Source organism: Legionella beliardensis (genome assembly GCF_900452395.1).
GTDB lineage: Bacteria > Pseudomonadota > Gammaproteobacteria > Legionellales > Legionellaceae > Legionella_C > Legionella_C beliardensis.
Genome location: NZ_UGNV01000002.1, coordinates 70,925 through 91,693 on the forward strand (window position 1 = coordinate 70,925; position 20,769 = coordinate 91,693).

Genomic DNA, 20,769 nt, shown 5'->3' on the forward strand with positions numbered 1-20,769 from the left:
TTTTCACCGTCGATGGGGGCGACCCATGCCAACGCCCGCGATTAATCTGCCTTTCTGCTCAACGCAGCCCTCGTATTTTCGCCAAACCACAAAAATGTAATTGCCGTTGCCGGCGGCCTCATCTTTTAAGCCAAAATCATCCGATTTCCCGGGTACAATCAGACGGTTACGCGGATAGACTTCTTGCCAAATGACGTGCTTTCTTTTAGGGTCGTACGTGACGTTGCTAATGATGCAATCTTTGCCACAACGATTGGTGGTGGGGTAGCTTAAATGCAGGCTTTTTTGATTGGTGACAATGTCGGCAGCATGCATCGCTGCCACCACAGAGGCTCTAAACCGAGAGGGTTGTGTTAGATACATTAACCGCGGCATTTCAAAGCCCCAATGGTTTAAAGTGGTGCCAATTTCATGACCTAATAAGAGATGGGGACGCGTGGCTAAATAGGCGAGCTCTGCCACCTCGCTTCGCTCCATCACGGCATCGGCTAAGGATGAATAATAAATGGATGGAAATGTCGTTTCAGGTTTGTGCGTTAAAACAGGTAGGCGAAGATAGTGCGTAGGGGCACCAAAGACGCTTACAACACGAGTATGTCCTTCATTTAAATGCGAAGGATTCGTTTGCATACTGTCATTGCCAAAGCCTAACGGAAAGCCGCGTGCTGTTTGATAAACACGCTGGTACCCGCTTAAAGCTGCTTTGTTTTCAACCAAGTGGCGTGCTTCAAGCCAGGGGTTTTCACCAGGTCTATTGGACACGGTTACAATCAAATCGGGTACAAATTGGGAAATGGCAGGAGAAGTAATCACTTTAGGTGGAAAACGCCTTGTAAGCCACACACAAACCCCTTTTACTTGCACATGGGAATGCGTAAATACTTTCGAGGTGATTTTAAGCCCAAGCTCAAGCGTGGTTAATGGCTTAGGCGGCTTTGTACTTTCCAACCCAAAGAGCACAGCAGGCAACAGTAACGCAAGCCAAAAGGTCACGCCTTTAATCATGACGTACCTCCCAAAGGGCAACAGCCTTTTCAATCTCACTCACCCCATACATAACGGCCTCACCATTAAAAACGACAGCGGGCAGGTAAACCAATTGGTAAGTCTCTGCTTTAAGCTCACAATTAAAAAACGCTCTATAGTCGTTCGCGCTTTTTTTAACGATTTCCTGAAGCAATTGAGGCGGCAGTTCTGCATCAAGCGTGCTATCGAGCAAGCGTTTTTTGTCCATGAGACAAACCGCTACAGGATAGTGCCCAAGCGAGCAAGGCATTGTAGTTAAAGTAAAAAGCTCGATGGTTTTAAGCGACCGTATTTGCGACAAGGCAAGGTCTGAATTAAACAAAATCATCATCGAAAAAATAATCCTCTTGGTGATGTGCGGTTGCCTTGTTTTCCATCTGACTTGCCATGAGTTCAGCGGCTTTAAGAATGCCATGTTCTTGCTCCAATGTTTTGCGTGCAGCTTTTTCTTGTTTTTCAGTCATTAAAAGGGCGAGTAAATAGCGTGATGGAATCACTCTAAAGAGGCCTTGATAACGTGAACCTAGAACCACCGCTTCCGCATAGAGCCCTTTTTGAGAGTCAATGCTTCGAAGGAGTGCTTCTTGCTCAGGCGTAATGGCTTTAAAGCGTTGTAAGTCCGTTAATTCTTGCTCGTTAAATCCAAGCACTATCCAGGTTTCTAAAAGGGATAGAATCTTGGTGGCACGCGCTGAACTTAAGTCGCTGATGTTTTGAGTGACCGGCACAAGCCAAAGTCCCAATTTGCGAGCCACTTTGGCAATCAACAAACAAAGGGCCACAATGACCTCAATATCAAACTGCAAATGCGCTTCATCAATCACTAAAAAGGTTGGGCGCTCGGTGTCTTGCGTGGCTTCAGCTAGTGCTAAAATGCGTGGTAAAAGCGAGGCCATCACGAGTGCCAGCTGACCCTTGTTGTCTTTCATCGCCGAGACATCAACATGAAAAATATCAAAATCGTTTAAGGGGTCGGTGGGTACATTAAAAAAAGCGGCTTTGGTTGGATTAAGCACATAGTTGAGCAACCTATCGTGCATGTCTTGCAAACGCTCTTTTTTGCGACTTGATTCTTCAACTTCAATTCGCCGCTTAAAAGCAGCGACCAGATGCTCAGTCAACATCTGAGAAATACCCGCCTCCCAGGAATGCACAATCGCATCACTTAACACTTGCAGTAGCAGTGATTCATCCGCAAGCGTAAAAGCTTGCTCTTCCCCTTCATTGGCCTCTGTTAACATCGTTCTTAGCGCAAGCGCTAACTCCGATAAATAATCTCTTGACTCAGCAATCAAGCTTTCATCGGTTAACGCCGTTTGGTCTAAGTTTGCGGTTAACTTATGAAGGGCTTTCGCTTTTTGATTTAATGCTGTCTCATCTTTGCAATAGCCCAGCTCAGGCAAGGCTAAATACGCATCACAAAAAGGATTTAAAGGAACAGCTTTAGACTTATCTTTACTCAAAAGCATGCGACTGACTTTTTTCCCGTAGTGCTCGCAATGCACCAAAAGGCGGTCAAAACTATTGCCCATTTCAAATAAGACAATGCGTGCGTTTTTCATCGCCATTAAGGCATTGACCATGTAACCGGTCAACACTGATTTACCGCCGCCTGAGCTTGCAAAAAGCGCCATGTGAGAGTTTTGACTGACAAAGGCATGACTTAAAACATCAAAGAGTATGGGTTCGCCCAAACGATTAAAAAAACAAAAACAAGGCAGCTGCTTTGCTCCTTTAAAGCGCCCATAAACGGGCAAAAGGCTTGCAAGCTCTGAGGCATACATTAAGCGTTCAAAACTTAAATGTTTGCGAGCATAGAGAGGTGAAAAATTAAAGGGCAAACAATTTAAATAGCTACTTAGAGGATGCACATCATACGCCACATCAATGAGCGGCATTTTGATATCAAAGAAGAGATGTTTAAGGGTTTTTTCAACCTTTAACAACGCCTCCTCATCTGATGCACGATAAAGCACCGCTTGATTGACCCAATATAAGCGATTACCTACACCGAGTTCATGACGAGCTTCTTTGATATCCTCACGGGCAAGCGTCGGCAGGCTACTTGTGCCAATAATGCCTTTTTCAAGGCGCTGAAGATGGGCATGAATGGCCGCGTCATCTGCAAAAACCACCGAGAGCGTATATATCGACCCTTCCGGTAATTTATCGAGTGAGGCATAACAATGCTTAGGGTTATCTTGTGGACGTTCGCGGGACAATAGCCCTGGCACCGGTGGCGCTTTAAGGCCTTCGACATACATCACGCGATGCGGCAAACCATCAAAATAAAAACCTTTATCATTACTCTTAACTTCACCAAGGATGGACTGCGTGAGTGTAAAGCCTGCCGGTTTATCAAGAGGGTAAGGCAGTTTAGCAAGCCAGGCATTCACATCACCGTCTGTTTCTGCCGGGCGCGGATGAAACCACCTGGCCCACCATTGATAATAATTCTTACCCGTTAAACGTTTTAAGGTTAAGCCTGGGGCTTTTAACTTGGTATAAATCTGTTCAAGAATAGCCTCATGTTCCTCTACCGCCGCCGCTCGAGTCACGTTGAGGCCTTGTTGGTATAATCGGTAAAATAAAACGCGAATGCGCCGTTGGCGTCCTCGGTAAGGTAAATCGGTTTTAGGATCGATAAACAACCCTTGCTCCCGGGTCATTTTGGTCATTAAATCATTAAGTCTCTCGAGATAATCCGCGGTGAACTGGCTGCCAAGGCAAGCAGGCACGACAGCGTTGGCAATGCTTTTTAAAACGGGCTTAAGATTGTATTCATCCTGGACAAAAAGCTGCATAACCCAGGGGTTTTCTTGATAAAGCGGAACAACATAAGAAAAGGTTTCTTTAATACGCTCAAAAAGCGTTTGAATATAGGCAGGCGACACCGCTTCAGCCGCAATATCCCCTACTTCAAACCCTGAGCCCACACTAATGCCATCAGCCAACAAAAAAAGATTTTTTTCATCACAAAAATCAACACAAGCCCAATGCGCTGCTAACGAGGGCAAGTGGGTTTCATATCTTTTTTTAATAGCCTTAACAGAGACTTTGTCTTTGTTTTGAGGCCCTATTACCCAATCGAGTGCTTTATGAAGTTGTCGCATCTTAATCTTCCTTAATACCGTTCACTCGCCAGCGCAAACTGGTTTTGCTTGTAGAGAAAAAACTCGGAAGTAAAGCCAGGCTTTATCAATTGTTCATCACCTAACTGGGCAACATGAGGATAAATAAAAATAGGAATCGCGGGATTCTCCACCGTTTTAAATTTCGTTTGCACCTCATTGTGAGCTTCACGAACATAGCCCTCATAGCTTACTTTTTGCCGCCCCTCATGATGAGAGATTGGCAAGTCTCTCATCGATTCTGCCATGCTCTGATGATAAATTTGGCTTACCGTTAATCCTGCTTCAGGCACGCCGCCTGCCGTGACATTTTTAGAGCAGCCACTTAAAAAAACTAAGCTATTAACGCAAAGAAAAATCGCGGTTATAGTGTTGTGTATGACCATAATGAATTACTCTCTTTCGGGGTTCTTTATCAATAGATATGGTTTTGGTTAAATGAAGTGAGACACGGTTAACGCACCAAGCGAGTTGGCGGCCTTCTTGGCACTTAAAACTCGCTGGCACAAACACCATGTCAAAGCTGCCTTGAACTCGCTTTTCCAGCCAATCGGACGCCTTCACCGCACTACCTGTCAACATTTCGCCACCCGCATACTTAGCGAACGAGCCAGTTGGCAGTGCCGCGCCGCCATTAGGCCCTGCAAAATAACTCATTTGCCATTGGGACAACGCATTACCGCCACTTTGAATACCGCCAGAGGCCATCATGGCAGCAAGCACCCGTGGCGCATTGGTAAAATAAGTGCCATGAATACAGGGATTGCCAAAGGGGGTGGTTAAATAGCCAAGGCTTTCATTATTGACAAGCTCGGCTGAGTTTTTCATTTCCTCATTGCCAACCACTACAAAATGACCATCTTGAAAGGTAAAAAGCACCGAGGTCACATAGGCCCTCACGCAGGAAATGTTATCGAGAAAAGAGCCAACGCCAATTGCATACCCATTGACTTTCATCCCGGAAATATCAGGCGGCAGCGGCACCCCATTAGAGGCCATTAAGTCACCGCGACTGACAAGTGCTGAAAAGGGAAACAAAGGCTGCATTAATTTGCCTTCCACCGGCACCTCACCAATGAGGGCTGAGAGTAAAACGGTATGGCCCAAATCAGAACCAGCGGGCAGCGTGTAATAAGGAATGCCTGTCTTTTCATCGCTTTTAGCAGGCCCTTTCGTTTTAAGGTGCGTCTTGTTAGCAATGACTGCCCTCTTTTTCTTAAGTTTTTGCCAATAACTTAATTCCTCCTCCGATAATTTTCGCTTAACCAGCAAGGCGTCAATGTCTTTAAGATGCGCATTGGCTGCAGGCAAATAGGCCTCGTCATTTAAGGCATATTGGGGGAGCTCTTTTTGCTTTTGGCCTTCTGCTTTGAGTTGCGCCAATTCTTCTTTAAGTGCCTCGACCATCGCTTTGACTTCAGGTGCTAAGTCTTCACGCACCACCGCGCCCCCTGGCTCTTTTGCCGCTAATAGCGTTTCATTTTGTACCATCAAGTCTTTATTTTTTTGTGCTAAACGTTCAATCTTTTTTTCATCTTCCAGGAGGCGCGCCGACACATCCCGAATATTGTCATTAAATTGACTGGCAATGGCTTGGTTGACATTGTTAACCGACTCAGTCGCCTCAGGCTTTGGCGAGGTGGGCTTGCCATTACTAAGCACCACCAACACAAGAAGCACCACCACCCCAGTTAAGACTTTAAGGCCTGTATGTCGAGTCATCGCACATACCCCTTTATTGCTTTTAACGCATCACCAAACGGCCGAGACGACACTAAGAATACTGTGGTGGTTTCGTGCATGGCACGGGGCTTTAATGTGTTGGTTGGGTAAAACGTTGCCGTTTGCCACTCGCCCAGCAAGCGCCTTGGATCAAGCACAATCGCTTTATTTAAGTCATTTTTTAATTCAACGGCCGTTACATACAACTCATTTGCTTGCCAGGAAATTAATGGGTGTGCAGTGACTGCAGCCCCATACACCAACGTCACCGTTTTTTGAGTCTGCATCGGCGTTCTAACCACGCCTGGTAGCGGGGATAAAAGACGCGCGGGCGCATAGAGCGACTGAATGGCAAAACGCGTTAACGAGACAGGATTAATCAGGTCATTTGACTTAAGCGCTGACGTGTCAGCGCTTAAGTCCTTACTTGAGGCGCTTTGGTTGTCAGCCTCTTCAATCGATGCCCCCTCTTTAGACGGCATTAAAATTTCTATTGGTGCCACCGGATGGTCGTTGTCATTGGCTGATAAATTGAGCACCACAAGCTCATCGTCTGGCATCAATTGCACAATCAAGCGCTTATGATGAAAGGGTTTAATTGCTTTGATATATAAGGCATCGTCAAGTTTAAGCACGTTTAAATCGTCATCTAATTCGGAATCAATAATCGAAATAGGGGCTGGAAAGCGAATCACACGCTCTTCTTTTAAGGGAAGTTGTATCGAAAGCGGTGTTTTTTCCCACAGCACATGCTCTGTTTCTAATGCTTGTGCCGAAACGCTTATCAAAAGCCCAATGATAATCATCAACCACTTTATGTTCATGAATGGGATTCTCCTTTAACCTCTGAACTTAATAAATCGCTCACTAATCGCTCAGGCTGACTGTAACCATCAAGCGCTAACCCAAAAGGATTTTGTAATTTAGAGACATTAACTTTGACCACGCGATAGTAGTAATCGACCACTTTATCAGCAATCACCATGGCGGACTGGTCATTGAGTTTTTGGGTAAGTCTAAGCACAACGTGCACTTCCCAAACGTTGTGGCTGAGTCGTTTGACATCATTAGGCTCTAAAAACCGATAAAGACTTGCAAGTTGTGTTCTTGAAAAAAGACCTGCTTTGTTCAGTGCCTCTTGATTTGCCACCATCACATCTCGAAAACGAGGCGTGAAGTAATGTTGGTAGGCCAAAATCCTTTGATTAACGCCTTCTTCCCCACCGGCAGGCCAGGAATTGAGCGCAGGAATAAGCGTTGCTACAAACCCATGCACATATTCATCGGGAATGTCATCTGCTTTAATTAAACCACCATTGGCACTCATCGCAGGCGTTAACCAAATTTGCAATTGACTTGGCGCTCTCATGAGTGCCCACCCCAGCCAAAGGGTTAAGAGAAAGAAAGCGCCACAACAAACCAGTAAAAGCCGATTAAGCTCATTTAAACTATCTATTTTCTTATAATAGTTAAACATCGCTGTCTCCAAGTCTCCTGTCTTTTCGCCACAAGCCTTGATGATGTAGATAAGGCGATTGCATCAGCCCAAAACGCACGGCCTGCAGGATAAATTTTTTTCTTAAAAAACCCGCAGGCTTTCCAAGTTTATGGCGCGCAATCTTGTGAGGAAAAACGCGCACACTTAAGAAAAACCAAGCACCAAACCCAGTGCGCCAGCCGTACCTGCCCGGCCAAGAAGAGCACCTACGATAGTCATCAATACACACGTAAGACCCATACCAATGAGGCCTGTTAGCAACAGCTCTTTTAAGGTCAACCCTTGATAAGCAATAAAGTCATGAGTGAGGGAGCGACTCGAAGGGTAATTCATCTTGCTCTTCCTTAGAGACTAAAATTAGTCACGGCGGTAAAACCAAAATACGCACAAACGATACTGATGGAGAGATAAATAAAGGACATGACGGCATAGGAGCTAAACACAGCCATCAAGCCCCCCTCGCTTTTCTTCGCCGCTTCAATGCCATGGGATACCGTCATCACAAATTGATAAAAGCTCACAATGCACACGACAAAGAGTAAAATTTTAAAGCCCTTAACGAGCAAATCGGAAAACACCAACATCGCTTCTTTATTGGTTGTATTTTTACCGACCAAGGCTGTTGGAAACCAATCGGCAGCTTGTACTGAGGTAGTCATTAAGCTTGCGGCTGCAGCTAAAAATCTGCAGGCGATGGATTTTAGTGCTAGTTTTTTTCATTTTTCTTCCTTATAGTTTAAAGAGCAAAACAACGAGTGTGACCCCAAAGAGCAGTTTCATAAGCCTCGTTACGAGATTAAACATAAACTCATCTTCCTTTTTCGCATCAAGGCTTAAAAATTGACTCACCGCGAACGAGCAGCCAATAAAGAGCAGCGTCATGCCAACAAAACGCAGTAAATTGGCATACACAGATGGCGTATGCTTAGACGCTTCAGCAAAGGCTTGCGAAAAGAGCGTGGAAACTTCTGCCATCATCATTAACCTCTCCCTACATAATCTAAGGCCAACGGTTTAATGATTTTAGGCGCAATGGCGGGTTGATTAATAAAATCAATGAGGCTATTTCGAATGGCAACTAAATCGTCTCTAAGACCCGCATGCGTTTTTCCCTCCCCATCCACAAAGCGCTCAACGTGCAGGGCAATTCGCGCATTAGGCTCTTGCTCGTCTTGGGCTTCATCAAGGAGCGGCATCATGGCGTTAATTTGATTAATCAGGCGCACTAATGTCTCATTAAGGGCTGCATTGTCAGCGCACCCTGTGTTAACTAACAGCAGTAACCCACACAGCCCACTAAGCATTTTTAATTTAGTCATGGCTTCCTCCTATAAATACTTCTTAAATCGACTGGCTGACGTACTCATGACGATGGCAAGTCCTACACTCAAACCCATAAACAAACCAGTTGGATTAAAACAAAAAGGTAACGCAAGCCACATCACCAACACCCAAAACAATGTTTTACGTGCCAGTGGTAAGGACTTGTGAAACACATAGGTGGATTCTCTACCTAAGGAGGCAGTTCGAATGGCTCGCTGATTTAAACCGTCAATAAGTCCTGCAAGACTTGTTAAGACAAACAAGGGAATTGCAGCTATACACAAGAGGATTTTTAGCCACAGCACATGAGCACAAGCGCACCCCAAGAGATAAACACGCTTAAAAAAGGTTGTAAGCGTTGACAGAAAATCAGTTAGGGATGATGAGGCGCGAGTCGCTTTGAACTCAGCGTTTAAAGTTTGTAGGGGTAAATCAAGCGCTTGCTTAAATTGGTGTGCGGTTTGCGCCGCTTGAGCATGCCAGTGTTGCCACTCGTTTTTAAAAGACCTAGACGTTGAGCCTTCTAAATGCCATGCAAGCGGTTGTAGCGCATTAACAAGCCCCCTTTCTTGCATGCTTAAGCGCTCTACACGCATGAAGGCATCCTTAAAGCTTACGCTACACCACCAAAAAAGTGAGCACGCAAACAGCACAAAAAAACCAAGACTACCCGACACCAAGACCGCGGCGAGACTGCGAACTAAAAGGCTTGTGGGACGTTTTTTTATAGTGTGTTGAGCCTTCATTGCCAAACCCGCCCTTTCTCAATGACTAAGGGGTAATGTGTTTGATGAATGAGCGCCATTAGTGCATCAACGTTTGCAGCCACCAAAGGAATTCCGGCTCGCTTTTGAAGTGCGCTCAATTGCGCTTCAGTCTCTACATTGGCCACCAACCCTAGTCCTTGAAACGTTTTTAAAAAGGGTTGTTGTGTCGCTAACCATCGCTTTGAGACCTCATCGTTGCCAATCACCAGCATAGTCAGCGACAGGTAATCTGGCACGGTTTTAGAGACAACCATACCTACTGATGCTTTGCTTGTCATGGGCACACCAAAAGCCCTAGGGTGCGAAGTCAGCTCAAATTCTTTTGTTGGTGCTACATAAGAAAAGAGATAAGGCTTAATAGCCGTAACTGGCCCCTGTATATCGAGTACTTTTAATCCATAAACACTACTGATTAACAACACACCCGCGCTTGCCGCCAACAATCGCATGCTAAATCCTCCCTAAATCAACAATGCGTGAGACGCCGAGGCGCGCCAAAACCAAAAGCGGTGTTTGCTTGTCCGCCAGTGTTAAACTTTCATAGTGAAGCTCTCCGTGATTGAGCGTGATTAAGCCAGACTTCACTGCGTCATAGGAAAGTCCTACGCGATGCGCTAAGTCTTGAATTTCGCCATTATCTGCCTCTAAAACCATTAAATGCAGTCGCGTACCAGGATTTTGCAAGACCGCTTCACTTAAGGTCATAACTATGCTTTTACAAGCATCAGTCGGTTTTACGAATAAAAAGAGCGCATCACCTGCCGTTAAGGGCACGGGTTTATGCGCCATGGGAGAATAAGGCGTGGGGTCAAACGTGTCAGACACCACGGAGTCGTGTTTAAACAGTTCGTTATAGGCTTTAGCAAACGCACTATTCCAAGCTAAATTTTGAGCGACCTTTTGCGCTTCAAGCTCCGCACTCATGGCTGCAAAATGTGCGCGTTCCTGTTCACTACGGGCATTAAGTCCTAAGATATCAATAGGCGTTAAATGTAGCCCCTTGTAGTATACGGCGCTGCGATTGCGCATTAGGGTTAAATAGCGCTTTTCCTCAAGCTCGGTAAGCCCCCAAACACGCGCTTCATGCATCGCTTTTTCATCCAATGTCATGGACTCTATCGCTTGGTATGCAGTCACATCATCTTGATAGTGCGTGAGCCCCCGTCTAGCAAGCGCTTTATCGGTGATAGTCAAGGGCCGTGACGAGAGTTCTGCAAACGCTGGAATATCAAGCGCAGACAAATTGCTTGAAAACGCATGAAGAAACGCTGCAAGCACAATCAATTTTTTCATGACTTTACTCCTAACCAATGTGCTCTTGCTTAATTAACACGTGCTCTTTATTCCCATTTTCAAATTCAAGTTGTTGATGTGGGAAATCAACGCGCACGAGTGTCCAACCAGCTAGCGAATCCCCTTTTTCTAGTGGAATTGTTTTGTAGTCGTACTGTATAGAGGCCACAGGAATAGTTTGAATGCTATCAATGCTTGCAACCTTAAAAGGTAACGATTGGGCAGGAAGGTATTTAATGGCGTGATACGTTGATTTAATGTCGGTGACTGCATGATTAAGCGTGTTTAATTGCTGCGATAAACTGTGCTCAGTTTGCGTTAGCCTTTGCTCAAAATGATTATTTAAGGCCTCAGGATTAAATTGACAAAGTGCTGCAACATCGTGGCTTAAGTCTTTAATTTTTTGCTCTAACGCGGATAAATTCAGTTTTGGCAGTGGTTTTTGACTGGCAGCTTCCAGAGAGATTAAATGATTCTGTAACTCATTTAAACGATTAATGACGGCCTCACTGACGGCTAAAGCCGGATTAGGTGCGCTTGGCTCATGAGACATAGCCAATCCTGCAACAGTGCCAATTATTGCGCTCATCCCAATAGCCCACGTGAGTGGCTGCTTCATGATTGATAAACACTGACTGGGCAAGAGTATTTTTTTCATGCTTTAGCTCCTTGTCTCTTATTAAACTGAGCGTATTTAGGCAATAAAGTAAAACTCACGCGGCGATTAAGTGGGTCAACGACTAAGTCAAACACACCCTTACCTACTAAAACCTCGAGTCCCTCTTTAATGGATAAAGGCCCTAAATCCCGGTCAACTTGGGGTAACGTTTTTTTAAGCACCGCTTTAAGTGCGTCTGCTTGTTCTTGTTCTGCGACTAATTCATAGCCGGAGTGTAAAAGCCAATGGTTCAAGGCTTCTCCTACCGTATGAATGTCAGCGTTAAAATGAACCTGTTGTATTGCTAATAAGGGGTTAACTTGTGCTGCAAGGGGTTTATTAGAAACAGTTGCGTAACGCCCAATTTGAGTAACCTCATTGGCACTCGCCTCACTTAAAGCGCCTGCCAGCAAACTAATAACGATTAACGTTTTAAAACCAATCTCTTTTTTCACTGACAAACCTCCTCCAGGGCGCTTGTAAAAGCACCTTTTTTAATCATGCTGAATTTATTTTTTAGGATTTAATTACAGGTTATATATGCATCCGGCTTACCCATTTCTAATAGGCTAAGGAATCATTAGAATATTCCTGCAATAGCTTTGACTAAGCCTTGCTCTAACATAGGGCGGGCATCAGCAAATTTTAAATTAACCTTATCTGCATTAGACACCACCCTGGTTCTATAACGTTTGTAGTTGCTATCGCGTGATGCGACTTGAGAAGTGATAGTACTGCTACCATTTTTAAAATAGGATTGAAATCGTTCGTTAACTCTCACGCCTTGAGCCACTCGTTCACTAATTTGAACATCAGTAATCATGGTATAATTAACATCTTTAACTAAAGAATCTGCTGCAAGGCCAATGACACCACCTGCCAGCCCCCCTGCTATTACGGCAGTTCCTGAGTTAGTAAAACTGCCTGCAGCACCCCCCCCCAGCCACGGCTCCTGCAATGGCAGAGCCATAACCGCTACCTAAAGCTGATTGGCTTGCCGCCACACTCATCTTTCCTACTTTAAGAATATTTGCCTGCAGCAGATAATGGGCTTTAGTTGGATGACTTACAATTTGATAGCCATGGCTTACTAACGCTGTTTTTAATTGTGGCGCAATGTTTACCTCTTCATCTGATGTGTTTTTGACTGAGACATAAATGGTTTTTTGAGCCTTGGAAACAGGATCTAAAAAGATAGTTTCGCTTTGTTTCGTGCTTACTTGTAAGGTGCCATGCTCTAGTGCAGTTTGAGTTGCTGCACACGCTGTTAGTAGAACTGTAGCACTGATTAAAATTGTGTTTCTTAATCCAATATATCTATTTATCATTTGTATTTCCTTATTTATTTAAGAAGACAATATCTTTCTGAAATAGTTCTAAATTCTCCTAAGCTATGCCGCAGCCTAATTTTTGCTTCTTGATTTTTATTACGACCTGATCTTTCCGCAGATATAGACAGTAATTCATTTTCTTCTTTAGAAATCCGCAGAGTGATATATACAGCTTTATATCCGCTCGTATCATCCATAATTAATTCCTATACCTATTTTAGATTTAAATATGATTTGAATTTTCGAGTAGTAAAACATGTCAAAAAAAAATTATAAATTATTAAAAAACCCCTTTTTTTATTGATATAATTTTTGTTTTTGAGTAAATTGAAAACAAATAAATTTTATTGGAATAATAATGTTTTATGGAATAGAACGTGTTTATTGGGAAGATATTAGAGAAAATTTTTATAATGTTGCACCAGAGTTTACTAGCTTAGTAGATTCTATATCTCCTAATCACAACTACCCTCTTTATATTTTAAATTTTCCTTTTGGCTCCATTATTGGAGATGATAGGAGTCAATTCATACCTAATGGAGATGGTTCATTTTACCGATTAACGTCTAGCGAGACCCCTAAAAATATTTTCAATGATTTAGGGTATGGGTCAGATAGCTCACCTCTGGGAATGGTTTTAAATAAAAGCATGGAGTTTTTTGTTGATCTCCCAGAAAAGAATAGAACAATTCCAATCGCAATTATGAAGCCAGGTAATTTTTTTAACTTTACTAGATTTTTAAGCGAATATAAGCCTCTACCCTATGCTCCAAATAGTATTTTGAATGCTTCAGCGGGAGCTAGAACTATTTTTTCCTTACCATATTTGACTTGTAATACCTCATTTAGAAAATTAGAAAGGGAAATTGGTGTTCTTAGTAAACTTCCATCAGGACCTTATGATCATTGGCAACTTTTTAAAGACATGGTTAATGCAAGTTCCAATAAAGGTAATTGGAATATGCAGCTTATCTATTTTTCAAAAAATTGGATAGATAGTATTATTAATGATATTAAATGGAATCATGTCAAATCTTTTTTATTTCAATTGGCTTGGAAAGAATCAGAATATACACGTAATCAATTTTACTTTGATATTGCATATTCATTAATGCAGGAAAAAGGAAATTTTAGTATTAATCCTTACTTAACTGATACCGCTAGGCATATATTAGATATAGCTGTCTCTGCTTTTCCAGGTCTTGCCCCTATAGTTAATGACGATTTAGCACCTTTAAAATTAATTCAACATACACTTACATATTCATATGGATTAAAAAAATATATTCCTACAATAATCGCACCCCAATACTTTTTATTAGCTAACAATTCGGCAAGCGTATATTATTCAATGCAATACCCAACTACTAGAGCTTTTTCTCCTAAAACACAAAATACAATCAGTACTTTAAAAAATATGGAAGATCTAAATAGAATTATTGAAAAATTTAAATTATTTATCATTAAAGAAGGGGGAATTTGGGAAGGATCAATATTACAAAATCATGTAAAGAATACAGAGCTAACCTATATTCATACATCTCCCAGAATTGATATAACCTTAGCGTCCGAGATTGCTCAAAAGGACATTAGATTTAATTATGCATTCTCAAATTGCATGCCAGAGAATTCCGTATCAGCCAGCACTGCAAATTTTTTTCGAGGGTGTATTAAACTCTCTGTGGCTGGTGATTAAATGATTTATACTTATTTTGATTGTAATATATACAAACAAAGAATGAGATAGCTCCTATTATCCCACAAAAAATCCAGACACTATTAGAATTAAAATATATTTGCATTTTACCACCAACAAGAGTACCTATTATTGTTCCTAATGAATATAAAAATTTATAATTACCCATTGCTTTACCTTTATTATGTCCCGAAGCATTTTGAAAACAAATAAGTTGAGACAAGGTAGTTCCCAGCATTTCACCTAACGTGGTAATTAGACAAATAAATACTACTAGCGAAAAGGAATGAGATGCATATCTTAGTAGAAACATGCCCACTCCTAAAATACATGACCCAAAGCCCATCGTTATAATTTGATTTGTTTCTATGGCATATCTAGTTACAGTAGGTAGAAAAAATATGATAAGAATTGAGTTCAACAAAAAGATAAAACTTGCTCCAGATTCATTAAAATAGTTAGTTAAAAAAAGAGAGTATCCTACGCGTTGCTGAGCGAAAATTAAACCAAGTAAAAATATTATTAACAAACTAACTCTATAAAAATTTTGATTAAAACAAGTTAAGGAAGGCTCTTGAAGCTCTTTTTTTAGTGCATATAAAAACTTCTTACTATCTAGATAATAAACTATAGAAGAAATTAATAGAGTTGAGCCGATAAATGTGAACATTAATACAGGATTGTTTTTTGACATATAGCTAATAATTACACCACCTATACCCAGCCCTATATTTGATGAGACATTTAATAAACTAATAGCAGTTGCCCTTTCACTTTCTAAATCTCCTGATAAATTTGTAATTAGATAATCATTACAGATAACATAAATATAACTTGAGGCTCCTAGAATAAACATAGTAATAACTAGGATTGATACTACATTTGTAAAGGTTATAAGGTAAAAGCAAATTGCTTGTATGAATAAAGCTGCACTAGATAATTTAAAGGGATTATTTTTATCTAAAAAACTTGAAATTAATTTTGAGCCGACCAAATTTCCAGCTATAAAAAACCCCACTATTAAACTTATAGTATCAGGTTTGATTAGTAAAAATTCATTAAGAAAAATTGCTATAAAGAAAGATATTCCAAATGATATTGATTGAATCATGTAAAAAAATAAATACAACTTGCATTTGTTATTTAATTTTTTGAAATCGGCAAAATATTGTTTAATTATATCCATAATATTCCCTAATATATTTATATAATATCCTCTGCTAATAATTTTAACTTAGCTAACATTTCTTTATTAAAGTCTCCACCTTTTTCTGCAGGTATATACAAGGTTGAAATTGTACTAACTTCCTGTTCATTAAGCTTCTCTATAGGAAAATAAATAATCTTTGATTCGATTCCAGGGTATAGAGAAGCTTCGTATAAAATAGCTTTATGTCTTGTGGAATAAATTTCTAATAACTTTTTCTGAACTAAATTAATATAATTTCTAAATTTATTACTTCTGATGGGAGTAAAATTTCCTATCATACCTAGCTGCCAAATAACTAAATCAGAATATTTACTTAAAGACTCGTTAGAAATTAAGAAATTGGTTGCCTCAATTGTAAAACAGCCACTTTCGCTAGGATCAATACCTAATTCAGCAAAAAGACAATCCTCGGCTGAAATACCAGGTATAATAACAGTTTCAATATTATTTTTTTTTGCAGTTTTTACAGCCTCTAATCCTGGAGATGAAAATACTGTTGGGTGACCATAAATGACCACCGTAATAAAATTATAAAATTGTAAAAAATTTAGAATTTCAATTGATATTTTTTTATAGGCTAATTCTCTTTTATCACATGAGAAATATATGGGCTCCAGCGAAGTGCATTTTTTACTATTTTGTTTTAACCAATCTTCTAATATTGGTTCATTAATTAAATACAAAACATATTCTGCTTGTTGAATATAGGTTTGTGCTTCAATTGTCAGATGCGAAATTGATTTAATGCCTGAACCAACTAGAGCTAAACGCTTACTCACAAGATTTGAAATTCACTACTTTAGTAGTATCACTAAAGTGGGACTTATTAGATAAATCCTTCCTTAAAGCTAAGCTATCTTTACCTATTTCCTTCCATACTTCTTTTTTTTCTTTACTAAAAATTGCTGTATTTGCAAGCTTTTCAAAATAATTTAAGTTATACATAATACTTAATTTCCTAAATTTTTTATTCTTCGATTAAATACGCTTTTCTTTTTTCAGGCCAAACATTTTCTTTAAAATAACTAGTTAGTTTAGCTCTTGGAGGAACTAAATCGCCTTTTTTCCTATTATCCGGAGCTATTTCATTGCTTCTTTCTTCGCTTAAATTTTCTAGCCATTCATTGAGACTTAGATCATATAATTCTTCTTCAAGTTTTTTCTTTCTTTCAGATTCCGCCTTTTTCATTTCAAGGAGTTTTATTTGAGACAATTCTTGAGGTGATTTATAAAGGGGCTCAATCCATGCTTCACCCCTTTTCAATACCGATATAAGAGTAGCAATAGGATTTGAATACTCTATTGTTTTTTTATTAAATTTTAGGCCATAACTAAAATGATTTATTGATTCCTGAGCAAGTTCTGGTGTTATTTTATTTTTTACCTGTAATAAATGTTTTTTATTAAAACCTATGTTTTCTAATGGTGTAATATCTACTTCATCCCAAGGATCATTTAAGTTATTCCCGCCCTTATTAGGATTTTCAACGATTATATCTTTATCCAAATCGAAAGGGTTTATAAACCCCTTTTGAATAGCTCTTTGTAGTTGTTGGCAAATCACTTCATTCAATTTATATCTAGACCAACCTAAGTGTCCTGGCTGAAATGCAATTCTTTGTATAAATTTCTCTCGTAATAGAAATCTTAGAGCTGTCCTAGCAGAGTCCTTTGAAATATTTAATTTTAGCATTATTTCTTTTAATCTAACTCTTGGTGTTTGATTATTGTCATCTTCATGTTTAGAAAGCTCGTATAGATATCGAAAAAGTTGTAATGGATTACTTCTTAAATCTTCAAAAGATAGAGGGGGTTTATCAACATGGTTTATAGACCCCTTTGATAAATCTTCTTTATTAGAGGGTATACTAACTACATCACTATAAGTTTGGGATGATATTGATCGAGTATCCTTATTAATATCTGTATCATCAGTTTTGTCTAGCCACGGTCTTCTTCTGACACCTGTAACTACATTTGTATTTAATGCTCTTAAATCTTTTTTAGTTTCCCTAAATTCAGGCATTAGATCATCTAATCTAGCCATATCAAGCAACCTCAGAATCTTTCGTGTAACTGAAGATATATTGAAGTAAATCTTGATAATCTTCTGCGGCATTGTTTGCCTTACCAGAACTATATATATTATTTGACTTTTGAATACTTTTTGGGATTTCTGCGCAATATCGAATAACAACAGGGCACAAATAATGTATTATTGCTTCTTTTTTCTTTGCTCCTTTTATAGCTTCACTAGTTGTCGAGATTCGACGGTCTATACTTGAAAAGTAACAATGAATATCAATATCATCATCTAAATTGAAGGTGTCTTGCAGTTCATTTATTTCATTAAGAATTTTTTCAGCACCATCAATAGCATAATTATCACTACGCATTGGAATAAGGACTGATCTTAATAATTTCTTATCCAATTGTGAAATGGCACAAACACTTGAAGCAAATATACTAGATAATTGCGGAGTGTGATCTTGAAATATTTTTGTATTTTCGCCTAAATATCTAAATATTTCTTCATAGAAAATTCAACATCCCTTTTTTTATCTCAGCAGGCTTAGATAAGACTTTATCTATATAAACTTGGTTAAGGTTAGATTTAATAAACCAAACATTTTGACCAACTTCGGTAAGAATATTTTCAATCTTTGTTTTTCCTTCCAGGAAATCAATAAGAATAAGTTCGTTATCTTCAGCAGGAGCACCAAACATAGAAGCTGTAAAGCTGCCTTGCGGATCGGTATCTACAACTACTATCGGATCATCTCTATGAATAATTCTGCGTGCGGATGCGCTTAGAGAGTGAGTGCCTGTTGTTTTACCAACTCCTCCACATAAATTTGCTGATAAAATAACTCCGCCTTTATTAAAGCAGTATTTATTATGTTCAAGTAAAAATGAGTTGTTGCTTCTGGAGATAAGCCAACTATGCGAATCATTTACCCTGGTGACGAGAGGCTCAGAAGCCTCTTTAAAAATAACGACTTATAAGAGTTTTATTAATCTCTGTGAGACGGGATAGTTCACTAATTTTTATTTGGGAAACATCCACTTTGTATTCCTTATTCCAGTGAAACAAATTATGTTTTAATAATACATTAATGTTTCATGATATGTAAATCTTTTCAAAGGCAATTTTTGTAAATTATACTTAAATTGAATCAGAAACAATTTTTAAACCTAAGAATATAATGGAATATGGTGTACAAAGGGGTTTATAAGCCTCTATGACACAGATAATATCTGAATATGATTTAATTCTATCAGCTAAAAAAGACTATTTAATCATTAAATAGTCTTGCATTATATTTTAAAAATAAGGGTGGATTTAAAGAGTAGATTTTAAAATACGAACTTAAATTATACAAAAGGTTATTTAATCATTTTATTAGTTTTGGCTAATGTGCATAGATGTAAAATCGGTAGGCGCCTAAAAATAGTAATAATATTTAAATACTACTACTTTTTACTACTATTAAACCCCTTTCAGATTCCATAACCATTTAAGGGTCTATAAACCCCTATCATTGTAGTTTTATTAGTTCTAATGAATCATATTTAAACAATTATTATCAATATGGTTCATAGACCCCTATCTTGCTTATGGCTTATCAATCGGGTTTATCAATCTAGTTTATAAATGGTATTTTATAAATCATGTTGATAAACCCTGTTTATAAAACGTATCTATAAATATGGTTCATAGACCCCTTTTTTAAATTTAACTTTTTAGTATCTGTCACGAAATGATCTAGTCGAGTAGACTGAAAGGCGTAAGGGGTGTTTATTAATTTTAATCAAACACACTATATTATGAAACAATCAAAAGAGAAGGTTTTTATTGCATTTGTTGTTAAGCATCTTATAAAAAGAAAAATAATGAGTTTAGATGTAGCTAGGTTTGATAGAGGGATAGCGGGCTATTAAAGTCGCCGATGATCATCGACTTATACGCTTAGATCGTCACTTGGTGGGATGAGCTTCTTGAATTAATATTACTCTATTTAGAGCGTACTGAGCGGGGCTTTTGGTAGATAGGTAGATCGCTTCGAGTAAGTATTCATTTGGGTATTTATCTGTTGTAATAACTATTTAATTTAACCGATAGAACGACTGAGCAACATATACGTGACAATACTGCGTTTAGGTTATTTTGTGGAAATAGCCAGTTAAAGCGCTGGCATATGCTAGCTCACCCTAAAATCGAAAAGAAAAAACTTATTGATTATAATTGCATCAGATAATTTCGCGCCTCGACACCTTATCCCCAGAATCAGTGGATAAGTATGTGGAGAAGGTAGTTAATTCTTTATTTTGAAGGACATTTATCAACGGATTACATTTTATATTTAGCACATTAACATATGAGTTAACCCGGATTTCCCTCAGCAAAACATCTCACCAAAATATTAGTAATGAAAAACGAACGAATAAAATTACTACAGAATAAGTTTATGAGATATCATAACATCTATAGTCAAATGGTCGTTTTATTTAGCTCTATTAACGTTGTTTATAAACCACATAAAATAGATAATCTTCTTCATTGTTGTGAAACTGAATCTTTCCTTCATATTGCATTTTTGCTTTTTCTAATACACGCTGCGATTTATGATTATCAGGTCGTGTAACAGCTACTAATCTATTTACCTTTAAATGAAAAAATCCCCATTTAATAAGCGATTGAACAAGTTCACTTGCATATCCTTTATCCCAACAACTTTTCTTCAGTTGATAGCCAATTTCTATATCTTGTTGGTTGTCATCGTAGTTCAAATAGACAAGACCAGCTATACCTATAAACATTTTACTTTCTCTCTCAAATACAGAGCCTAAGCAGAAGCCATGTTTTTTATAATGCGCAATATCATTTTTCAACCATTGCAAAGTAGTACCACGGTCACGGGTACCGCCTAAATATTTCATTGTTTCTTGATCAGAATGCAAAGTCTGCCAATTATCAATGTCCGAAAGAGTTGGAGCATGGATGTAAAGTCTCTCTGTTTCAATAAAATGAGTCATAGTAAGTCTATTGTTTCCTGTAGCCTGTGTTGATAGTTATATAAGTAAAAAATTATTCAGGTGGCATACTTTAGCAA

General features: G+C 39.2%; 27 protein-coding genes. 1 reads left to right on the plus strand and 26 read right to left on the minus strand.

From position 1 onward, the window contains the following. Window positions 1-3 precede the first annotated feature (3 nt). The 19 genes from DYE47_RS14380 to DYE47_RS14465 all read right to left on the minus strand — a co-directional run bounded on the left by DYE47_RS14380 (window position 4) and on the right by DYE47_RS14465 (window position 12,946). Window positions 4-969, minus strand: a complete 966-nt coding sequence (locus tag DYE47_RS14380) for a TIGR03756 family integrating conjugative element protein (RefSeq protein WP_165482081.1) — start codon at window positions 967-969, stop codon at window positions 4-6. A gap of 28 nt (window positions 970-997) precedes the next feature. Beyond that, on the minus strand, window positions 998-1,357 hold the full coding sequence (locus tag DYE47_RS14385; protein WP_160149908.1) for a DUF1525 domain-containing protein: 360 nt from the start codon (window positions 1,355-1,357) through the stop codon (window positions 998-1,000). Beyond that, window positions 1,341-4,139, minus strand: a complete 2,799-nt coding sequence (locus tag DYE47_RS14390; protein ID WP_115304153.1) for a conjugative transfer ATPase — start codon at window positions 4,137-4,139, stop codon at window positions 1,341-1,343. The genes DYE47_RS14385 and DYE47_RS14390 overlap by 17 nt, the downstream gene beginning before the upstream one ends. 11 nt (window positions 4,140-4,150) lie before the next feature. After that, entirely contained in the window at window positions 4,151-4,543 is a 393-nt protein-coding gene (locus DYE47_RS14395; RefSeq protein WP_115304154.1) for a TIGR03751 family conjugal transfer lipoprotein, read from the minus strand. Continuing rightward, the gene (locus DYE47_RS14400) at window positions 4,500-5,879 is read right to left on the minus strand and encodes a TIGR03752 family integrating conjugative element protein (protein ID WP_115304155.1); all 1,380 of its coding nucleotides are present in this window, start codon (window positions 5,877-5,879) and stop codon (window positions 4,500-4,502) included. The genes DYE47_RS14395 and DYE47_RS14400 overlap by 44 nt, the downstream gene beginning before the upstream one ends. Further along, complete coding sequence (locus DYE47_RS14405) at window positions 5,876-6,703, minus strand: TIGR03749 family integrating conjugative element protein (protein ID WP_115304104.1); 828 nt, start codon at window positions 6,701-6,703, stop codon at window positions 5,876-5,878. The genes DYE47_RS14400 and DYE47_RS14405 overlap by 4 nt, the downstream gene beginning before the upstream one ends. Next, window positions 6,700-7,356, minus strand: coding sequence for a DUF2895 family protein (locus DYE47_RS14410; protein WP_115304105.1), 657 nt, complete (start codon window positions 7,354-7,356; stop codon window positions 6,700-6,702). Before DYE47_RS14410 ends, DYE47_RS14405 begins: the two co-directional genes overlap by 4 nt. 165 nt (window positions 7,357-7,521) lie before the next feature. Then, complete coding sequence (locus DYE47_RS14415; RefSeq protein WP_115304156.1) at window positions 7,522-7,710, minus strand: hypothetical protein; 189 nt, start codon at window positions 7,708-7,710, stop codon at window positions 7,522-7,524. 11 nt (window positions 7,711-7,721) lie between these two features. Beyond that, window positions 7,722-8,036: a hypothetical protein gene (locus DYE47_RS15960; RefSeq protein WP_147285935.1), complete on the minus strand. Its 315-nt coding sequence runs from the start codon at window positions 8,034-8,036 to the stop codon at window positions 7,722-7,724. Window positions 8,037-8,106: 70 nt separating this feature from the next. Next, window positions 8,107-8,358 (minus strand): hypothetical protein, encoded by a 252-nt coding sequence (locus DYE47_RS14425; protein WP_115304108.1) that lies wholly within the window; start codon window positions 8,356-8,358, stop codon window positions 8,107-8,109. Then, on the minus strand, window positions 8,358-8,681 hold the full coding sequence (locus tag DYE47_RS14430) for a hypothetical protein (protein WP_115304162.1): 324 nt from the start codon (window positions 8,679-8,681) through the stop codon (window positions 8,358-8,360). The genes DYE47_RS14425 and DYE47_RS14430 overlap by 1 nt, the downstream gene beginning before the upstream one ends. 24 nt (window positions 8,682-8,705) lie before the next feature. Beyond that, entirely contained in the window at window positions 8,706-9,446 is a 741-nt protein-coding gene (locus tag DYE47_RS14435) for an IncC plasmid conjugative DNA transfer DtrJ family protein (RefSeq protein ID WP_244924158.1), read from the minus strand. Next, window positions 9,443-9,916: a PFL_4695 family integrating conjugative element protein gene (locus DYE47_RS14440; protein WP_115304109.1), complete on the minus strand. Its 474-nt coding sequence runs from the start codon at window positions 9,914-9,916 to the stop codon at window positions 9,443-9,445. The genes DYE47_RS14435 and DYE47_RS14440 overlap by 4 nt, the downstream gene beginning before the upstream one ends. Window position 9,917: 1 nt before the next feature. Continuing rightward, on the minus strand, window positions 9,918-10,760 hold the full coding sequence (locus DYE47_RS14445) for a TIGR03759 family integrating conjugative element protein (RefSeq protein WP_115304110.1): 843 nt from the start codon (window positions 10,758-10,760) through the stop codon (window positions 9,918-9,920). 10 nt (window positions 10,761-10,770) lie between these two features. Then, a complete protein-coding gene (locus tag DYE47_RS14450) occupies window positions 10,771-11,418 on the minus strand; it encodes a hypothetical protein (RefSeq protein WP_115304111.1) in 648 nt (215 codons plus the stop codon). Further along, window positions 11,415-11,873, minus strand: a complete 459-nt coding sequence (gene pilL2 / locus DYE47_RS14455) for a PFGI-1 class ICE element type IV pilus protein PilL2 (RefSeq protein ID WP_115304112.1) — start codon at window positions 11,871-11,873, stop codon at window positions 11,415-11,417. The genes DYE47_RS14450 and pilL2 overlap by 4 nt, the downstream gene beginning before the upstream one ends. A 125-nt stretch (window positions 11,874-11,998) precedes the next feature. Then, entirely contained in the window at window positions 11,999-12,388 is a 390-nt protein-coding gene (gene traT, locus DYE47_RS16555; RefSeq protein ID WP_341273405.1) for a complement resistance protein TraT, read from the minus strand. Next, window positions 12,330-12,746: a complement resistance protein TraT gene (gene traT, locus DYE47_RS16560; protein WP_342352894.1), complete on the minus strand. Its 417-nt coding sequence runs from the start codon at window positions 12,744-12,746 to the stop codon at window positions 12,330-12,332. The genes traT (DYE47_RS16555) and traT (DYE47_RS16560) overlap by 59 nt, the downstream gene beginning before the upstream one ends. A gap of 14 nt (window positions 12,747-12,760) precedes the next feature. Then, window positions 12,761-12,946, minus strand: a complete 186-nt coding sequence (locus tag DYE47_RS14465; RefSeq protein WP_115304114.1) for a TraY domain-containing protein — start codon at window positions 12,944-12,946, stop codon at window positions 12,761-12,763. Between the two features lie 161 nt (window positions 12,947-13,107). Between DYE47_RS14465 and DYE47_RS14470 the strand changes: the two genes are divergently transcribed. Further along, complete coding sequence (locus tag DYE47_RS14470; RefSeq protein ID WP_115304158.1) at window positions 13,108-14,445, plus strand: hypothetical protein; 1,338 nt, start codon at window positions 13,108-13,110, stop codon at window positions 14,443-14,445. On the opposite strand, the gene DYE47_RS14475 is transcribed toward DYE47_RS14470, so the two are convergent. The 7 genes from DYE47_RS14475 to DYE47_RS14500 form a co-directional block, all read right to left on the minus strand. Next, a complete protein-coding gene (locus tag DYE47_RS14475; RefSeq protein WP_115304159.1) occupies window positions 14,420-15,631 on the minus strand; it encodes an MFS transporter in 1,212 nt (403 codons plus the stop codon). The two genes, DYE47_RS14470 and DYE47_RS14475, sit on opposite strands and share 26 nt — an antisense overlap. Window positions 15,632-15,648: 17 nt before the next feature. Continuing rightward, a complete protein-coding gene (locus tag DYE47_RS14480; protein ID WP_160149909.1) occupies window positions 15,649-16,434 on the minus strand; it encodes an SAM-dependent methyltransferase in 786 nt (261 codons plus the stop codon). Beyond that, complete coding sequence (locus DYE47_RS16095) at window positions 16,427-16,600, minus strand: hypothetical protein (RefSeq protein ID WP_160149910.1); 174 nt, start codon at window positions 16,598-16,600, stop codon at window positions 16,427-16,429. The genes DYE47_RS14480 and DYE47_RS16095 overlap by 8 nt, the downstream gene beginning before the upstream one ends. Window positions 16,601-16,622: 22 nt before the next feature. Next, the gene (locus tag DYE47_RS14485) at window positions 16,623-17,702 is read right to left on the minus strand and encodes a hypothetical protein (RefSeq protein WP_115304117.1); all 1,080 of its coding nucleotides are present in this window, start codon (window positions 17,700-17,702) and stop codon (window positions 16,623-16,625) included. A gap of 1 nt (window position 17,703) precedes the next feature. Then, window positions 17,704-18,051, minus strand: coding sequence for a hypothetical protein (locus DYE47_RS14490; protein ID WP_115304160.1), 348 nt, complete (start codon window positions 18,049-18,051; stop codon window positions 17,704-17,706). Between the two features lie 136 nt (window positions 18,052-18,187). Beyond that, complete coding sequence (locus DYE47_RS14495) at window positions 18,188-18,649, minus strand: AAA family ATPase (protein ID WP_115304161.1); 462 nt, start codon at window positions 18,647-18,649, stop codon at window positions 18,188-18,190. A 1,524-nt stretch (window positions 18,650-20,173) separates the two neighbouring features. Beyond that, window positions 20,174-20,692: a GNAT family N-acetyltransferase gene (locus DYE47_RS14500; RefSeq protein ID WP_115304119.1), complete on the minus strand. Its 519-nt coding sequence runs from the start codon at window positions 20,690-20,692 to the stop codon at window positions 20,174-20,176. Window positions 20,693-20,769: the final 77 nt, after the last annotated feature.

Excerpts from the sequence above, each read along its gene's own strand:
- DYE47_RS14385 (WP_160149908.1), bottom strand. The coding sequence starts at position 1,357 with ATGATGATTTTGTTTAATTCAGACCTTGCCTTGTCGCAAATACGGTCG.
- DYE47_RS14390 (WP_115304153.1), bottom strand. The coding sequence starts at position 4,139 with ATGCGACAACTTCATAAAGCACTCGATTGGGTAATAGGGCCTCAAAAC.
- DYE47_RS14395 (WP_115304154.1), bottom strand. The coding sequence starts at position 4,543 with ATGGTCATACACAACACTATAACCGCGATTTTTCTTTGCGTTAATAGC.
- DYE47_RS14400 (WP_115304155.1), bottom strand. The coding sequence starts at position 5,879 with ATGACTCGACATACAGGCCTTAAAGTCTTAACTGGGGTGGTGGTGCTT.
- DYE47_RS14405 (WP_115304104.1), bottom strand. The coding sequence starts at position 6,703 with ATGAACATAAAGTGGTTGATGATTATCATTGGGCTTTTGATAAGCGTT.
- DYE47_RS14410 (WP_115304105.1), bottom strand. The coding sequence starts at position 7,356 with ATGTTTAACTATTATAAGAAAATAGATAGTTTAAATGAGCTTAATCGG.
- DYE47_RS14415 (WP_115304156.1), bottom strand. The coding sequence starts at position 7,710 with ATGAATTACCCTTCGAGTCGCTCCCTCACTCATGACTTTATTGCTTAT.
- DYE47_RS15960 (WP_147285935.1), bottom strand. The coding sequence starts at position 8,036 with ATGACTACCTCAGTACAAGCTGCCGATTGGTTTCCAACAGCCTTGGTC.
- DYE47_RS14425 (WP_115304108.1), bottom strand. The coding sequence starts at position 8,358 with ATGATGATGGCAGAAGTTTCCACGCTCTTTTCGCAAGCCTTTGCTGAA.
- DYE47_RS14430 (WP_115304162.1), bottom strand. The coding sequence starts at position 8,681 with ATGCTTAGTGGGCTGTGTGGGTTACTGCTGTTAGTTAACACAGGGTGC.
- DYE47_RS14435 (WP_244924158.1), bottom strand. The coding sequence starts at position 9,446 with ATGAAGGCTCAACACACTATAAAAAAACGTCCCACAAGCCTTTTAGTT.
- DYE47_RS14440 (WP_115304109.1), bottom strand. The coding sequence starts at position 9,916 with ATGCGATTGTTGGCGGCAAGCGCGGGTGTGTTGTTAATCAGTAGTGTT.
- DYE47_RS14445 (WP_115304110.1), bottom strand. The coding sequence starts at position 10,760 with ATGAAAAAATTGATTGTGCTTGCAGCGTTTCTTCATGCGTTTTCAAGC.
- DYE47_RS14450 (WP_115304111.1), bottom strand. The coding sequence starts at position 11,418 with ATGAAAAAAATACTCTTGCCCAGTCAGTGTTTATCAATCATGAAGCAG.
- traT (WP_341273405.1), bottom strand. The coding sequence starts at position 12,388 with ATGGCTCTGCCATTGCAGGAGCCGTGGCTGGGGGGGGGTGCTGCAGGC.
- traT (WP_342352894.1), bottom strand. The coding sequence starts at position 12,746 with ATGATAAATAGATATATTGGATTAAGAAACACAATTTTAATCAGTGCT.
- DYE47_RS14465 (WP_115304114.1), bottom strand. The coding sequence starts at position 12,946 with ATGGATGATACGAGCGGATATAAAGCTGTATATATCACTCTGCGGATT.
- DYE47_RS14470 (WP_115304158.1), top strand. The coding sequence starts at position 13,108 with ATGTTTTATGGAATAGAACGTGTTTATTGGGAAGATATTAGAGAAAAT.
- DYE47_RS14475 (WP_115304159.1), bottom strand. The coding sequence starts at position 15,631 with ATGGATATAATTAAACAATATTTTGCCGATTTCAAAAAATTAAATAAC.
- DYE47_RS16095 (WP_160149910.1), bottom strand. The coding sequence starts at position 16,600 with ATGTATAACTTAAATTATTTTGAAAAGCTTGCAAATACAGCAATTTTT.
- DYE47_RS14485 (WP_115304117.1), bottom strand. The coding sequence starts at position 17,702 with ATGGCTAGATTAGATGATCTAATGCCTGAATTTAGGGAAACTAAAAAA.
- DYE47_RS14490 (WP_115304160.1), bottom strand. The coding sequence starts at position 18,051 with ATGCGTAGTGATAATTATGCTATTGATGGTGCTGAAAAAATTCTTAAT.
- DYE47_RS14500 (WP_115304119.1), bottom strand. The coding sequence starts at position 20,692 with ATGACTCATTTTATTGAAACAGAGAGACTTTACATCCATGCTCCAACT.